The 14,196-nt window shown below is 63.2% G+C and carries 13 protein-coding genes; 9 read left to right on the forward strand and 4 right to left on the reverse strand.

The features are described 5' to 3' along the window. Positions 1-39 precede the first annotated feature (39 nt). Complete coding sequence (locus tag V5B40_RS07430; protein WP_332353885.1) at positions 40-420, reverse strand: type II toxin-antitoxin system RelE/ParE family toxin; 381 nt, start codon at positions 418-420, stop codon at positions 40-42. 15 nt (positions 421-435) lie between these two features. After that, positions 436-738 carry a type II toxin-antitoxin system Phd/YefM family antitoxin gene (locus tag V5B40_RS07435; protein WP_332353886.1) on the reverse strand — a complete coding sequence of 101 codons (303 nt, stop codon included), beginning with the start codon at positions 736-738 and terminating at the stop codon, positions 436-438. Between the two features lie 381 nt (positions 739-1,119). On the opposite strand from V5B40_RS07435, the gene V5B40_RS07440 reads away from it, so the two are divergent. The 9 genes from V5B40_RS07440 (at position 1,120) to V5B40_RS07480 (ending at position 11,564) form a co-directional block, all read left to right on the forward strand. Next, positions 1,120-2,460 carry an anaerobic C4-dicarboxylate transporter gene (locus tag V5B40_RS07440; RefSeq protein WP_169067291.1) on the forward strand — a complete coding sequence of 447 codons (1,341 nt, stop codon included), beginning with the start codon at positions 1,120-1,122 and terminating at the stop codon, positions 2,458-2,460. 291 nt (positions 2,461-2,751) lie between these two features. Beyond that, positions 2,752-4,089, forward strand: a complete 1,338-nt coding sequence (locus tag V5B40_RS07445; protein WP_332353887.1) for a dicarboxylate/amino acid:cation symporter — start codon at positions 2,752-2,754, stop codon at positions 4,087-4,089. A 308-nt stretch (positions 4,090-4,397) separates the two neighbouring features. Then, positions 4,398-5,204, forward strand: a complete 807-nt coding sequence (locus V5B40_RS07450; RefSeq protein WP_332353888.1) for a DUF2092 domain-containing protein — start codon at positions 4,398-4,400, stop codon at positions 5,202-5,204. 33 nt (positions 5,205-5,237) lie between these two features. Then, a complete protein-coding gene (locus tag V5B40_RS07455; protein WP_332353889.1) occupies positions 5,238-5,714 on the forward strand; it encodes a hypothetical protein in 477 nt (158 codons plus the stop codon). 36 nt (positions 5,715-5,750) lie between these two features. Continuing rightward, positions 5,751-6,410 carry a response regulator gene (locus V5B40_RS07460; protein WP_332353890.1) on the forward strand — a complete coding sequence of 220 codons (660 nt, stop codon included), beginning with the start codon at positions 5,751-5,753 and terminating at the stop codon, positions 6,408-6,410. Then, positions 6,410-7,795, forward strand: a complete 1,386-nt coding sequence (locus V5B40_RS07465; protein WP_332353891.1) for an ATP-binding protein — start codon at positions 6,410-6,412, stop codon at positions 7,793-7,795. Before V5B40_RS07460 ends, V5B40_RS07465 begins: the two co-directional genes overlap by 1 nt. Before the next feature lie 82 nt (positions 7,796-7,877). Next, positions 7,878-9,326, forward strand: a complete 1,449-nt coding sequence (locus tag V5B40_RS07470) for a DegQ family serine endoprotease (RefSeq protein WP_332353892.1) — start codon at positions 7,878-7,880, stop codon at positions 9,324-9,326. 82 nt (positions 9,327-9,408) lie between these two features. Beyond that, the gene (locus V5B40_RS07475; RefSeq protein WP_332353893.1) at positions 9,409-9,921 is read left to right on the forward strand and encodes a tetratricopeptide repeat protein; all 513 of its coding nucleotides are present in this window, start codon (positions 9,409-9,411) and stop codon (positions 9,919-9,921) included. Between the two features lie 77 nt (positions 9,922-9,998). Beyond that, positions 9,999-11,564, forward strand: coding sequence for a gamma-glutamyltransferase (locus V5B40_RS07480; protein ID WP_332353894.1), 1,566 nt, complete (start codon positions 9,999-10,001; stop codon positions 11,562-11,564). 110 nt (positions 11,565-11,674) lie between these two features. On the opposite strand, the gene V5B40_RS07485 is transcribed toward V5B40_RS07480, so the two are convergent. Both V5B40_RS07485 and V5B40_RS07490 read right to left on the reverse strand, forming a co-directional pair. After that, positions 11,675-13,336: a DUF1302 family protein gene (locus V5B40_RS07485; protein WP_332353895.1), complete on the reverse strand. Its 1,662-nt coding sequence runs from the start codon at positions 13,334-13,336 to the stop codon at positions 11,675-11,677. After that, entirely contained in the window at positions 13,320-14,177 is an 858-nt protein-coding gene (locus tag V5B40_RS07490) for an ABC transporter ATP-binding protein (protein ID WP_332353896.1), read from the reverse strand. The genes V5B40_RS07485 and V5B40_RS07490 overlap by 17 nt, the downstream gene beginning before the upstream one ends. Between the last annotated feature and the right edge of the window lie 19 nt (positions 14,178-14,196).

The following is a 14,196-nucleotide window of genomic DNA, read 5'->3' on the forward strand; positions in this document are numbered from 1 at the left end:
CCGGAAGCTTGTCGCCGTGTCGTCCTGACCGGGCAGCGGTCAGCTTTGCCATAGCGATTCGAAATCAAATGAGAGCTGTCGATGGTGGCGGATCGACAACAGGTAGATGGTCGCATCGAAACGCGCGTAAAGCAGGAGGAAGTCCGGCAGAACGTACTCGCAAAGCACACCGCCTTCGCCGATTGCTGTCAGCTTGCGCTGCAAGGCATCGAGCCCGTTACGTACCTCGACCGAGCGCGCCGGCCGATCCAGGAACGGCCGCCCGATGTCGGGGAAACGCTCCAGATTCGGGATGACGGTATTCATGAGCCGATCAAGCAGGGTGTCGAACACCAGCGGCGCCTCCGCATCAAGCAGGAAACGCTCAATCGCTTCGAGATTGCGCTCGAAGTTGGCGGTGAAGCTGACGCCGACCGGCACTGTCGCCGCGGCCGCTCAGACGCCAGACGACGCCGCACGACGGCGCTTCATCGCCTGCAGGGAAGTACGCGCATCCTGCACCCGAGCAGCCGCCACATCGTCGAGTCCCTTGCCGGCATCGTCGATCAACAGCAGGTGGATGTGCTCGCGCTCCAGCTGGTGGTAGTAGTGGAGTCGCTCGGCGGCGATGATGGCGATATAGCTCTCGCCGTTCTTGGTGACGATTTTCTCGGCGCCGGCTTTGACCTGCTCGGCCAGCTCGGAAAGCGTGGCGCGCGCCTGGGAGAGAGAGATCACATCGCTGACCGAAAATGGCATGTCCGCCTCCATGTTGGAAGATGTACAGAATTGAAGCCATCATACGCGTCACTTTTCGCGCAGAGAATAATGCTTACCGGCGCTGGCGACGCTTGCAGGCGCAGAGGCCGGGCCAAGAGCAGTCCTCCGCAAAGCGGTCGCACGAGATCCTGGTGAACGCTTCGAGACTGCCGAAGAATGCCTGCTGGCACTCGCGCGCGGCACCAGGCGACCGGTGGACCGGCTCAAAACTGCCGGCGGGCTGCATGCCAGAGCCAGCATCAGCGGACATCGATCGGATATAAAATGAACGGCGCGAGGTAACGGGGCTACGCCCCCCGCTTCCTCCCTACGCGACCTACCCGATTAAGTCAGACCCTTGCCCGGAAAGGAACTCCCCTCATGATGCTTACTCTCCAATTGCTGCTCGTTCTGGCCTGCCTGTTCTACGGCGCACGCAAGGGCGGGGTGGCGCTCGGGCTTTTGGGCGGCCTCGGCGTCGTCATCCTCGTCTTTGTCTTCCAGATGCCGCCGGGCACGCCGCCCGTGGCGGTCATTCTGACCATCGTCGCGGTGGTCGCTGCCTCGGCGACCCTGGAGGCCTCGGGTGGTCTGGATGTGCTGCTGCTTCTGGCGGAAAAAGTGCTGCGACGCAATCCGAAGTTCGTGTCGATCATGGCGCCCTTCGCCACGACTTTTCTGACCATGCTGTGCGGTACCGGACACGTGGTCTATACGATGCTGCCGATCATCTATGACATCGCGATCAAAAACGACATCCGGCCCGAGCGCCCGATGGCGGCGGCCACGATCGGCGCCCAGATGGGTATCATGGCCAGCCCGGTGTCGGTGGCCGTGGTCTCGCTAGCGGCATTTCTCGCCAAGGCGCCGGCAGGTGCGCCGATCATCGACTTCGTGACGCTGCTGTCGATCACCATCCCGTCGACCCTGGCCGGCGTGCTGATGATCGGCATCTTCAGCTGGTTCCGTGGCAAGGACCTCGACAAGGATGAAGACTTCCAGAAATTCGTCGCCGACCCCGAGAACCACAAGTTCGTGTACGGCGAGACGGCCACTCTGCTCGGCAAGACGCTCGACCGCAGCCAGTGGATAGCGATGTGGATTTTCGTTGGTGCCATCGCCGTCGTGGCCATCCTGGGGGCGTTCGACGCCTTACGGCCGCATTTCCAGGGCAAGGCGCTGTCGATGGTGCTGACCATCCAGATGTTCATGCTGATGGCAGGCGCGTTCATTATCATGTTCACAAAAACGAATCCGGCGAAAATCGGCAAGACCGAGGTGTTCCGCGCGGGAATGATCGCCGTGGTCGCCGTTTTCGGCGTCGCCTGGATGGCCGACTCGGTGTTTGAAGCCAATCTGCCAGTCATCAAGGATGGTCTTGCCGACCTCGTCAAGATGCAGCCCTGGACCTACGCCCTGGCCTTGTTGATCGTCTCCAAGTTCGTCAACTCGCAGGCGGCCGCGATCGCCGCCATGGTACCGATGGCGCTGTCCATCGGCCTTCCGCCGGGATACGTCGTCGCTTTCGCCGCAGCGTGCTATGGCTACTACATCCTGCCAACCTACCCGAGCGACCTGGCGGCGATTCAGTTCGACCGTTCGGGAACGACCCGCATCGGCAAGTACCTGATCAACCACAGCTTCATTGCCCCTGGCCTGATCGGCGTGGGTACCTCCTGCTTCGTCGGCTTCATCTTGGCGACGACGCGCGGGCTGGTTTAAAGCGCTGACCGGCAGCGTCGATCAACAGCAGGTGGATAGGGGATAGGCTCGCGCTCCAGTGGGGGCGCGATGCCGGTCGCAAACCCATTGCACACCGATCGCCAATTGGTGGTAATTTGTCCTCGGGAAAGACCCCAGCTTGACCAGGAACCAGAGCATCGTCCTCTTGGCACAAGGAGAAAAACGAGGGTAAACCGTGCAGTGGCGAGGGAAAGCGTATGCGCAGCTGACCCGCGATGGATGCTCATCGCGACTACAAAAAGACAGCTTCACCCACATTAGGAGGTGGTCATGAACTTGACAGTCAAAGTATTGCTGGGAATGGCGCTAGGCATAGTGGTTGGCCTGGCGATCAACCTGGGCGGCCTGAGTCCAGCGGGCTCCTTCGTCAACGAGTACCTGGTCGATGGCTTGTTTCTCGTGGTCGGAAAACTCTTTGTCAACGCGTTGAAGATGATGGTGGTTCCGCTGGTGCTTTTTTCGCTGATTTGTGGCGTCTGCGGTATCGGCGACATCAGACTGCTGGGGCGTATCGGGACCAAGGCTTTCGTTCTGTACATCCTCACTACCGCGATCGCCATCGCCACAGGGATCCTGCTTGCTGCCGGACTGGGCATCGGCGAAGGCATGAACGCAGTCACGGAAACAGTATTCACCGGCAAGGATTCGCCACCGCTGTCCGAAGTGCTGATCAACATCGTCCCTTCCAATCCAATCAGTGCCATGGCCACCGGTGAGATGCTGGCGATCATCTTCTTTGCCATCCTCTGTGGTGTCGGTATGTTGATGGTCGGCAAGAAGGCACAGCCCGTCGTCGAGTTTGTCGAATTGCTCAACGAAGTGATGATGAAAATGGTCACCATCATCATGGCGCTGGCACCTTACGCGGTCTTTTGCCTGCTTGCCAAAGCGATCGGCAGCCTGGGACTGGATTTGCTTGTGAAACTGATCGGCTATGTCGCCGTGCTGATTTCCGTCCTGCTGTTCCATCTGTTCGTGACCCTGCAAGTGATACTCAAGATTTTCTCCGGGCTGAGCTCGATGACCTTCCTGAAGAAAATGCGCAATGTGCAGGTATTTGCTTTCAGCACCTCGAGCTCCAACGCCACCATCCCAGTGACGCTGCGAACCGTTACTGAACGCCTTGGGGTCAAGAACTCGGTGGCCTCCTTTACGGTTCCGTTCGGCGCCACCATCAATATGGACGGCACGGCGATCATGCAGGGGGTGGCAACGGTATTCATCGCCAACGTCTACGGTGTCGATCTCGGCTTTGGAGGTTATCTGACCGTCATCCTGATGTCGGTTCTGGCTTCCATTGGTACCGCCGGCGTACCGGGGGTCGGACTGATCATGCTGTCGATGGTTTTCGCACAGGTTGGTTTGCCGATCGAGGGAATCGGCTTGATTCTCGGGGTCGACCGCTTGCTGGACATGATCCGGACCGCCGTCAATGTCTCGGGTGACGCCGTGGTATCGGTAATCGTCGCGAAGAGCGAAGGCCAGCTGGACCTGGACGTTTATAACGACCCCGAAGCTGGCGCCTTCAGCACTGAAGATGTACACCTCGACAAAGAAGTTGAACGCGAGATGGCGCAGATGGTCCGCAACACGCACGACCACAAATAGCAAGGCCGGTCCCGGCTTAAGGCCGGGACACCACCACCGCCATCGCCCAGCACCGGCGGAGTGACTCCCGACGACCACGCGCCCGCTCAGGCGGAGCGTGGTCGTTGGCCTTTCTGGAGCCTTCACGGAAGCAACAAGCGCCTGCTTGACGCCGTGCCAGGCCGCGCCGTTCGCGCCCAGCTGGCTGACCGGGCCTGCCACCGTCACGCGATCACCCATGGTGATCAAGCATTCGTTACACTGCGCAGCGTGGGCACGCGCAGACAGTCATTCTGGACGATATTTGCAAAGCGATAAGAGGAGAAAAAATGATGGAACGAAACGTGATGGTGAATCTTGTCGGTGGCACTTTTCTGGCCGCCACGCTGCTTCTCGGAGCCAGTGGCACGGCCCTGGCAGATGAGAAAAGAGAGCCGCCGGCCACGTCCGCGAAGGAGGTCAAGGATCAGCGAGCCCTCAAGCTGCTGAAGGACATGAGTGACACCCTGGCCGCAGCGCGGACGCTCCAGTTCAAGGCGCGCAGCCTGCTGCCACTGGAGTCGCCGACCGGGCAGTACATCAGCCTCTTCGCGGCTTCACGGGTGCTCCTGCAACGACCGGATCGCCTGTTCGTCGAGTCGCGCGGCGACCTCCTGCCCAACGACCTCTACTACAACGGCAAGACGGTGACGGCCATCGGGCCAGCCAGGAAATTCTACGCGCAGCAAGAAGGCAGCGGCAACACCGTCGACGAAGTCCTCCAGCAAGAACACCCGGGCGCGGACACCTTGGCACCTTTCGTTGACCTCCTGGTTTCGGATCCCTATGCCCGCCTCACAAAGGACCTGTCGAGTGCCTTTGTGGTAGGGCAGTCGACGATCGCCGGTGTGAAGACCGATCACCTCGCGTTTACCGCTCCCGGCATCGACTGGGAGCTATGGATCGGCGCGCAGGACAAGCTACCGCGCCTGGCGGTCGCCTCCTACCGCAGCGGTGAGCGGCAACCAACCTTCACCGTCGAGTTCTCGGACTGGAAACTCAATGCGCCGCTGCCGGCGCAGAGCTTCGAGGTCAGCATTCCGAAAGACGCCGTCAAGCTCGAGTTCAAGCGGATCGGCCTTGCGCAGTCCAGATAAGTGACACCAGGAAGAAACACAAGGAGCAATGCGATGAAACTGACGAAAACACTCATTCTCGGCGTCGCGGTGACCGCGAGCGTACTGGTTCCCCTTGCCGATGCCAATGCCTGGGTCGCTGCCGGCCGAGGCTGGGGCGGACGAGGCTTCGTTGCCGCTGGCCACCCCGGCGGCTACTACCATGGTGGCGGCTACTACCATGGCGGTTGCTACGGCTGCGGCGCAGCCGCGGGTGCGGTGGCCGGCCTGGCCGTGGGAGCGATGGCGGGTGCAGCGATCGCCAGCGCCTCGCAACCGGTTTACGTGGCCCCGCAGCCGGTCTACGTAGCCCCGCAGCCGACTTACGTCGTGCAGGGCAATCTGCCGATCGGCAGCCAGTACGCAGCACTGCCGCCCAACGCCAAACACATGACCGTGAACGGTACCCAGTATTACCAGAGCGGAGCAAACTGGTACAAGCCCTACTTCGGGTCGAGCGGCGTGTATTACGAAGTGGTGCTGGCGCCGTAACGGTCCTGCCGGGCAGTCGGTCAGCGGCGCCAGACGATGCGCGTGTTATTGGTCGAAGACGACCCGATGATCGGCAAGAGTGTCCAGCAAGGCCTGCGCCAGGAGGGCAGCAGCGTCGACTGGGTGCGCGACGGACAAACGGCCGAACTGGCCCTGACGACCGCGCCCTATGAGTTGCTGTTGCTCGACCTCGGCCTGCCCGGCAGGTCTGGTCTGGAGGTTCTCGCCAGGCTGCGACGTTCCGGCAACGACATTCCGGTGCTGATCATTACCGCCCGCGACGCTGTCGCCGACCGCATCAGGGGGCTGGACAGCGGCGCTGACGATTATTTGGTGAAACCCTTTGACCTCGACGAGCTGTCGGCACGCATGCGGGCGCTGCTGCGCCGCCATGCCGGTCGCGCCAGCCCGGTGATCGAGCACGGCGACTTGCGCATGAATCCGGCGACCCACGAGCTGACCCAGGACGGCAAGCCGGTGGCCCTTTCGGCGCGTGAATTTGCCCTGCTCCAGGCGCTGCTCGAACGACCGGGAACGCCACTGTCGCGGACGAAACTCGAAGAGCGCCTGTACGGCTGGGGCGAAGAAATCGAAAGCAACGCCGTCGAAGTCTATATCCACTCCCTGCGGCGCAAGCTCGGCACTGAACGGATCAAGAACATCCGCGGTGTCGGCTACCTGCTCCCCCCTGGCTGATGACCTCGATCCGCCGCCAGTTGCTGCTGGCGCTGCTGTCGGTGATTACGCTGACCACGCTGCTCGGTGCGCTGGCCACCTACCGGACGGCGCGCGACGAGGCCAACGCGATGTTCGACTACCAACTGCGCCAGCTGGCCCTGTCCTTCCGCGACCAGGTCTTCCGGAGCAGTGGGCAGCACAACTTCGCACTCGACGGTGACGCGCAGGACTTCTCGATCCAGGTCTGGCGCCCGGACGGCACGCGGCTCTACCTTTCGCACCCGCGCGACGGGCTACCCGACAAGACGCCGCTCGGCTTCGCGACCATCGATACCGGCCGCGGCAAGTGGCGCGTGTTCGGCATGCAGCAGCGCGGCCAGACGATTCAGGTCGCGCAACCGATGCATTCGCGCGACGAACTGGCGCTGGCCGCCGCCTTGCGAACGATCGCCCCGTTTCTGCTCATGCTGCCGATTCTCGGGGTCCTGATCTGGGTCGTTGTCGGCCGCGGACTACGCCCGCTCGATGCGGTCGCGCGAGCGGTCAGCACGCGCACCGCAGTCGCCCTCGACCCCCTCCCGGAGAATCGGGTGCCTAGCGAAGTGGTGCCGCTGGTGCGGGCGCTGAACGAGCTGCTCGACCGGCTGAAGCACGCCTTGCAGGCGCAGCGCGAGTTCACCGCCGACGCCGCGCACGAACTGCGCACCCCGCTGGCGGCACTGAGCCTGCAGGTACAACTCGCTGAACGCGCGCCGGATGCGGCTGCTCGTGCCGAAGCTTTCGGCGAATTGAAAGGCGGCTTGCGGCGCGCGACGCATTCGGTGCAGCAGTTGCTGACCCTGGCCCGCCAGGAACCGGGCAGCGGCGGCCAGGCAGAGCGTATGCCAAGCCCGCTACGGCTTGGCGAGCTGGTGGCGGCGGTGATCGCCGCGCAGCTGCCGCTGGCGGAAGCAAAGGAAATCGATCTCGGCGCCGCAGCAGGCAGCGGCGAGGACATGCTTGACGGCGACGAAGAGGCGCTGCGCATCCTGATCACCAATCTGGTCGGCAACGCCATTCGCTATACCCCCGCCGGCGGCCGGGTCGATGTCGCCAGCGGTGAAGACGCGAGCGGTGTGTTCATCGAAGTCAGCGACTCGGGCCCGGGCATTCCGGCCGCAGACCGGCAGCGCGTCTTCGACCGCTTCTATCGCCGCGCACAGAACGACGAGTCGGGTAGCGGCCTGGGGCTGGCGATCGTCAAGACCATCGCCGAACGCCACCGGGCGACGGTGCAGCTCGGCGAGGCCGCGCTCGGCGGCTTGCGCGTGCGCGTTCAATTCGAGCCCTGCGCAGCTTCCTCTCGCCCTCCCGCCTTCTCTCGCGCCGCTGCCTCGTCCTTACCGCCCGGCCTACCGCCTTAAGTCAGCTTTAAGTCGTGACCCTCTATCGTACGTACCACCGGAAGCGAATCGCTTCCCCTCTGGAACGGAACAGGAGATCACCATGCACGCAGCGACCTTCAAACGCAGTCTACTGGCAGCAGCGCTGATCGCCGCAGTTGGCGCCGGCTACGCTACTCTGGGTGGCGAAATCATCCGCCCCGCCGACGCCGTCGCAGCTCTTGCGCCAGCGGCCGCGGCGCCACTGGCCAACCCCGGCGTCGGGCTACCCGACTTCCGGTCAATCGTCGAGCACAGTGGGCCGGCAGTGGTCAATATCAGCGCCAGCGGGTCGTCGAAAACAGCCTTTTCAGGCGGCGGCGACGACGATCCGCGCCTCCCCGAGCTCTTCCGCCGCTTTGGCGGGCCAATGCCCGAGGGCAGAACGCCCACGCAGGGCATGGGTTCGGGCTTCATTGTCAGTGCTGACGGGCTGATTCTGACCAACGCCCACGTCGTCAGCGGCGCCGACGAGGTCACCGTCAAACTGACCGACAAGCGCGAGTTCAAGGCCAAGGTTGTCGGACTCGACAAACTGACCGACATCGCCGTGCTGCGCATCGCCGCCAAGAACCTGCCGGTCGTTAGCCTTGGCAGCCCGGGCAGTGCCCAGGTCGGCGAATGGGTGGTCGCCATCGGTTCGCCCTTCGGCTTCGAGAACAGCGTCACTGCCGGCATCGTCTCGGCGAAAGGCCGCTCGCTGGCCAGCGACAGCTACGTGCCGTTCATCCAGACCGACGTGGCCGTCAATCCGGGCAATTCGGGTGGACCCTTGATCAACCTGAACGGCGAAGTGATCGGTATCAATTCGCAGATCTACAGCCGCAACGGCGGCTATCAGGGAGTGTCATTCGCCATTCCCATCGACGTGGCGATGAACATCCAGGAGCAATTGCTGAAAAACGGCAAGGTCAGTCACGGCCGCCTCGGAGTCACCATCCAGGAGGTATCGCAGTCGCTGGCCGAGTCCTTCGGCCTGAAAAACACCGCCGGCGCACTGATCAGCTCGGTCGACAAAACAAGCCCGGCGGCAGCCGCCGGGCTCGAAGCGGGCGATATCATCCTGAAACTGGATGGCACGGAAATCACACGCTCGACCGAACTGCCGCCAATCGTCGCCGCGATCAGGCCGGGAACGCAGATCAAGCTGCAGGTCTGGCGCAAGGGCAGTACCCGCGATATTGCCTTGGCGGTCGGCGAAATCCCGACGCCGGCACAAGCGACGGCGGACAGCCAGGAAGCCGACAACCCACGTCTTGGTCTGGCTCTGCGTCCCCTGAACCCGCAGGAGCAGCAGCAAAGCGGCATAGCCGGCGGTCTGCTCGTCGAAAACGTCAGTGGTCCGGCGGCCAAGGCCGGCATCCGGCGTGGCGACATCGTCCTGTCGCTCAACGGCCAGGAGGTGCGCGACATCGAGCAGTTGCGTGGGCTGCTCGACAAGGCCGGAAAAACCGTTGCCCTGCTGATCGAACGCGACGACGCGAAGATCTTCGTGCCGGTCGACATCGGTTGAGCATGGCTCGGTCCCGGCTAGCTGCCAGTGACGCGGTCGCGCGGCCTGCAGCGCGCGCCATTTTTCGACCGCGAGGCAGCAAATGATTGACGCCCTCTTCGACCTTCTCGGCACCTTCTATCAAAGCGGCCAACTGGAGCAGGCCGAATGGATCGCGCGCAGCATCCTGGAGGCGATCCCCGACGATATCGTCTCGCTGCAGTTTCTCGGTCTGCTCTATTACCGAAGCGCGCGCCGCAGCGAGGCGATGCAGGCCTTCAACGCGGCGCACATCGATGCCCCTGCGGCCGCTCCGGCAGCCGCCGGCGACCCGGATCTGCGGGCCTCGGCGCAGTGCTTGCGCGCCGCGAGTGGCCACGGCTCGACACTGGCGGGCGCGTGGTACGACCTCGGCCTGGTGCTCTTCCGCCTGGGCCGTTACGGGCAGGCACTCGCCGCGTTGCAGGCGGCAATTGCCGCGCGTCCGGACTATCCGGCAGCGCAGACCGCGGTGCGCAGAATCTCCGGATTTTTTGCGCACCGACGAGCGCACAGCAAACGGCAGCAAACAGCGCTGGCGGTCGCAAACACGCTCGACAGCCAGCCGAAAAGCTAGCGTCGGCAGCGACGCCGCTGGCGGCGACGGCAAGGGTGCAGCTTCACTAGCACACGGCCATCGCGTATTCTCCGCGGATGGGTATTCTGGGAGTCATCGCGGCGTCGGAGCCGCATACCGCCGAAGCCGGCGCCTGTCTGCTGCGCCGCGGCGGTAACGCGGTCGATGCGATCGTCGCCGCCAAGTTCGCGGCAACGGTCACCGAACTGCCGCTGACTTCCCTGGGCGGTGGTGGTGTCTGCCTGTGGGGTGACGCTGACGCTGGCTACAAGGTCCTCGACTTTTTTGCGACCACACCCGGGCGCGGCCTCGGCAGCCCACCGCCCCTCGACTTTGCGCCGGTGACGGTCGATTTCGGACGCACCACGCAGGTCTTCCATGTCGGTCGAGGGGCGGCAGCGGTTCCCGGAGAGCTGGTCGGCCTGCTCGAACTGCATCGTCGCGCCGGGCGCGTGCCGCTGCGCGAAGTCGTCGCTCCGGCGGTGGCCTGGGCACGCGACGGTTTCACGGTCAGCCCGCAGATCGCGATGATCATCGCCCTCGTCGCGCCCATCGCCCGCCGCTCGCCGGCCGTGGCGAAGCGCTTCTTCCCGCGCGGAATTCTGCCGCAAGCAGGTGATCGTTTGAGCAACCCCGAGCTCGGCGACTTCCTGCACGCGCTTGGCGAAGCTAACACCGACAGCCACGTCGCCCGCTACTGGGCGTCGCTGGTCGACAACTTCGGCCCGGCGCAGGGCGGACTGATCACCGCACAGGACATCGCGGCGTACGCACCGGTGATCCGCGAACCGCTGCACGTCGGCTTTGGCCCCTACACGGTACTCACCAACCCGCCGCCGGCCGCCGGAGGTGGACTGATCGGTGCCGGCCTGCATATCGCCGAGCAACTCGGCCTCGGTGAAGAGACCTTCCTGTCGCGCAAGCAGCAGCTGACGATGGCGGCGCTGCTGACAACCGTGTCGGAAATCCGCCAGGCCGGCTACGACCAACGCCTCTACACCGACCCCGGGGCTATCCTCGACCTGGCCGCTGGCAATGGTATTCCTGTCTGGGCCGCACGCGCGCAAAGCCTGCTTGCCGAGAATCAACTCGGCGCCACAACGCATATCTCGGTCATCGACGCCGACCGCATGGCTGCGGCAATGACCACCAGCAATGGCGAAGGTTGCGGTGAAGCCTTGCCGGGCCTGGGTATCCACGTTAACAATTTCCTCGGCGAAGACGACATCAACCCCGCTGGTTTCCACCAACGGGCGCCGGGAACCTGGATGAGCACCATGATGTCGCCGACCATCGTCGTCGCTGGCGAGCGCCCGTGTTTCGCGCTCGGCAGCGGCGGCTCGAACCGGATTCGCAGCGCCATCCTGCAAACCCTGCTTAATCTGCTGGCCTATCGCCGCCCGCTAAAGGAAGCAGTGAACGCGCCGCGCCTGCATGTCGAAGGCACCCGGCTGTGGTTTGAAAGCCACGGCCTCGGCGCCGGGGCCGTGGAGGCCCTGCAGGCAGCATGGCCCGGAGCGACGCGCTTCGACGAGGCAAGCCTGTTCTTCGGTGGAGTAAACTGCGTCGCCAGCGGCCATGACCGTCTCTACGGCGCCGGTGACCCTCGGCGTGGCGGCGTTGTGCTCGTTGCCGAGCAGTAGAGGGATCGAATGGTGGAGAGGCGGAGAGGTGAAGTGCTCGACGGCGCAGGCATCCACACGCACCGTACTTCCGAATTCCCCTACGCCCTTCTCTGCGCCACCGCTGCCCCTCAAAAGCTGTAGCGCACTTCCGAATAGACGCGGTCACTGTCGTCATAGCGCCCGAAGAATCCCAGTGGGGGTCCATTGAAGATATCGACGCCGACCGCCAGGTCCCAGTTCTTCTCGAAGTTCCAGCTTACGCGCGGGCGCAGCATCCAGTCGTTGCGGTTGAAGCTGGCGATATACAGCGCCTGCGCTTCGAACTGATCGCCGAACTTGTGGTTCAGGAGCAGGCTGTAGCCGTTTTCGTTGGTCGACGGAATGATATTCGGGTCATGATCCAGGAAATGATTCTGGAATACCTGGACATTGATCCGGGTATCGGTGAACTGTGAGAAGTCGAGGCCGAGCACCCAGGTAAAGGTGTTCTGCTCGACCAGGCCATCGGCGTCCGTCAGGTCGGTCACCTCATACTTCTGGCCGCCGGTGTAGACCGCTTCGCCCTTGAGCACCAGCGAACCGAAGTCTTTGGCAAAGGTCGTTCCGTACTGATCGATGCGCTCGTGCCGGGCCTGATAGATCACGCTTGGCTGCGCTCCAGCGATGATTTCCCGGTAGAAAGTCGGCGCGACGCTCATGCTGCTGTAGGCAAAAGCCGCCACATCCCAGCCGTTGTGGAGAACTGACAGGCGCATGCCATAGTTGGTGTTGGCAAGGTTGCGCGTCGGAATCTTCTCATTGAGAAACGTCGCCTCGCCGTAGGGTACCAGCGTGTAGTCGTAGAACTGCGCGCCCGGCTTGCCGATGTTGTCGTAGCTGGCCACCGGGATCCAGATCGCTTCGGCGTGGAAATCGCCCTTGAAGTACTCGGCACGTGCGGCCCACTGCGGAATGCGCAGGATATCGAACTCCGGCAGCACGAAATGCCGCATGTCTTTGGCGGAAACGACGTCACCGAAGAGCAGACCGACCATCTCGCCCCAGATGATCTGCTGCCGGCCAAGACGGAAATCCCAGTCGCCGGCGCCGATATCGATGTAATTCTCGCGCAACAGCACATTCAGGGTTTGATTGTCATTCACCTGTTGGGGGTAGAAATCACTCATGGCATAAACGGCGTCGAAGTCCACGCGCACCCCCAGGTGCCATTTGACGCCGCTACTGAAATCCCCCTGCGCACTGAGATCGGCGCGCGTCATCGCCTCCGACCAGTGCGATGGCTCGGGCGTGGTATAGGCCATCACGTTCTGGACAAAACCGCGGTAGCGCACCGGCCGCGACGACGATTTGGCAACAGCCTGCGCGACCTCTCCTTTCGGCGCGCCATCGTCAGCGTCGCCGAACAGGTCATCGCGGCTCACCGGTAGCTCACCAACTGGCGCAGCAGCGGCGGCTGGCTCATCGGTACCGAACAATGCATCGCGACTCAGGGGAGCATCGCCTGCTGGCGCAGCAGCTGGAGCAGCGACCGGGGCCGCAGCAGGCGCCGCAGCAGGCGCCGCAGCAGGCGCCGCAGCAGGCTCGTCGGTGCCGAACAGGTCATCCCTGCTCATCGGCAAATCGTCCGCCTTCGCAGCAAGCAGAAGCGCCGTCGGCATTGGCGAGGCACGGACGGCGACGTCGCTGACAGCACGATTGGCAGCATCCGCAGGCTGCGCCAGAAGCGACAGTGGCAAGCTCGCGAGAGCGAGGGCGAGAACGGTGAAAGGCGGCTTACTTCTGATCTGCATGGTGGTTTTCCGGGTCGTTAACTGGCGCCTCGCTCGGCACGGCATTGTGCTTGTCTTTATCATTTAGCGTTGGCGCCTCGGTCGCCGCGTCGCTGCCTGCGATGTCGGGAAGGGCTTCCACCGAACGATGACGCGCAACCGACCATCTGCGGTTCGCACGTACGCCGAGCAGGGCGATCTCGCCATCTTCGACGCGAACCAGACGGTCAGCCTTGGCAATCACACGCTTGTCGTGGGTAGAGAAAATGAAAGTCGTTTTCAGTGCCCGGTTGATCTTCTTCATCAGCAGGAGGATTTCCTCGCCGGTCTTGTGATCGAGGTTGGCAGTCGGTTCGTCGGCCAGCACAATGGCCGGCTTGATCACCAGGGCCCGGGCGATAGCCACGCGCTGGCGCTGGCCACCACTCAGCTGGTTCGGACGGTGAGTCGCAAACTTCGTAAGGCCAACAATGTCGAGAAAGTAAGCCACCCGCCTGCGGCGGTCCGCAGCCGACATATCCCTGCGTTGCAGCAGCGGGTATTCGACGTTTTCGGCGGCCGACAACACTGGCAACAAATTGAAGGTCTGAAAAATGAAACCGATGGTCCGGGCGCGCAGATCGGCGAGTTGGTCCGGCGTCCGGCCGCTGACGTCCTGGTCGTTAATGTAAATCTTGCCGCTGGTCGGCGTGTCAATGCAGCCGATCAGGTTCAACAAGGTCGTCTTGCCACTGCCGGACGGACCGGCAATCGCCAGAAAGACGCCGGCGTCGAAAGCCAGAGTAATATCCTTGAGGGCTTGGACTTTCTGCTCACCGAGCTGATAATCCTTGCAGACGTGTTCGATACGGACAACGCTCATACGGTGGCACTTCCGGCCA

Origin of the sequence: Candidatus Accumulibacter meliphilus (assembly GCF_036625345.1) — a bacterium.
In the GTDB taxonomy this organism is placed as follows: Bacteria; Pseudomonadota; Gammaproteobacteria; order Burkholderiales; family Rhodocyclaceae; genus Accumulibacter; species Accumulibacter meliphilus.

Coding starts and splice junctions, on each gene's coding strand:
- V5B40_RS07435 (WP_332353886.1), bottom strand. CDS start 738: ATGCCATTTTCGGTCAGCGATGTGATCTCTCTCTCCCAGGCGCGCGCC.
- V5B40_RS07440 (WP_169067291.1), top strand. CDS start 1,120: ATGATGCTTACTCTCCAATTGCTGCTCGTTCTGGCCTGCCTGTTCTAC.
- V5B40_RS07445 (WP_332353887.1), top strand. CDS start 2,752: ATGAACTTGACAGTCAAAGTATTGCTGGGAATGGCGCTAGGCATAGTG.
- V5B40_RS07450 (WP_332353888.1), top strand. CDS start 4,398: ATGATGGAACGAAACGTGATGGTGAATCTTGTCGGTGGCACTTTTCTG.
- V5B40_RS07455 (WP_332353889.1), top strand. CDS start 5,238: ATGAAACTGACGAAAACACTCATTCTCGGCGTCGCGGTGACCGCGAGC.
- V5B40_RS07460 (WP_332353890.1), top strand. CDS start 5,751: ATGCGCGTGTTATTGGTCGAAGACGACCCGATGATCGGCAAGAGTGTC.
- V5B40_RS07465 (WP_332353891.1), top strand. CDS start 6,410: ATGACCTCGATCCGCCGCCAGTTGCTGCTGGCGCTGCTGTCGGTGATT.
- V5B40_RS07470 (WP_332353892.1), top strand. CDS start 7,878: ATGCACGCAGCGACCTTCAAACGCAGTCTACTGGCAGCAGCGCTGATC.
- V5B40_RS07475 (WP_332353893.1), top strand. CDS start 9,409: ATGATTGACGCCCTCTTCGACCTTCTCGGCACCTTCTATCAAAGCGGC.
- V5B40_RS07480 (WP_332353894.1), top strand. CDS start 9,999: ATGGGTATTCTGGGAGTCATCGCGGCGTCGGAGCCGCATACCGCCGAA.
- V5B40_RS07485 (WP_332353895.1), bottom strand. CDS start 13,336: ATGCAGATCAGAAGTAAGCCGCCTTTCACCGTTCTCGCCCTCGCTCTC.
- V5B40_RS07490 (WP_332353896.1), bottom strand. CDS start 14,177: ATGAGCGTTGTCCGTATCGAACACGTCTGCAAGGATTATCAGCTCGGT.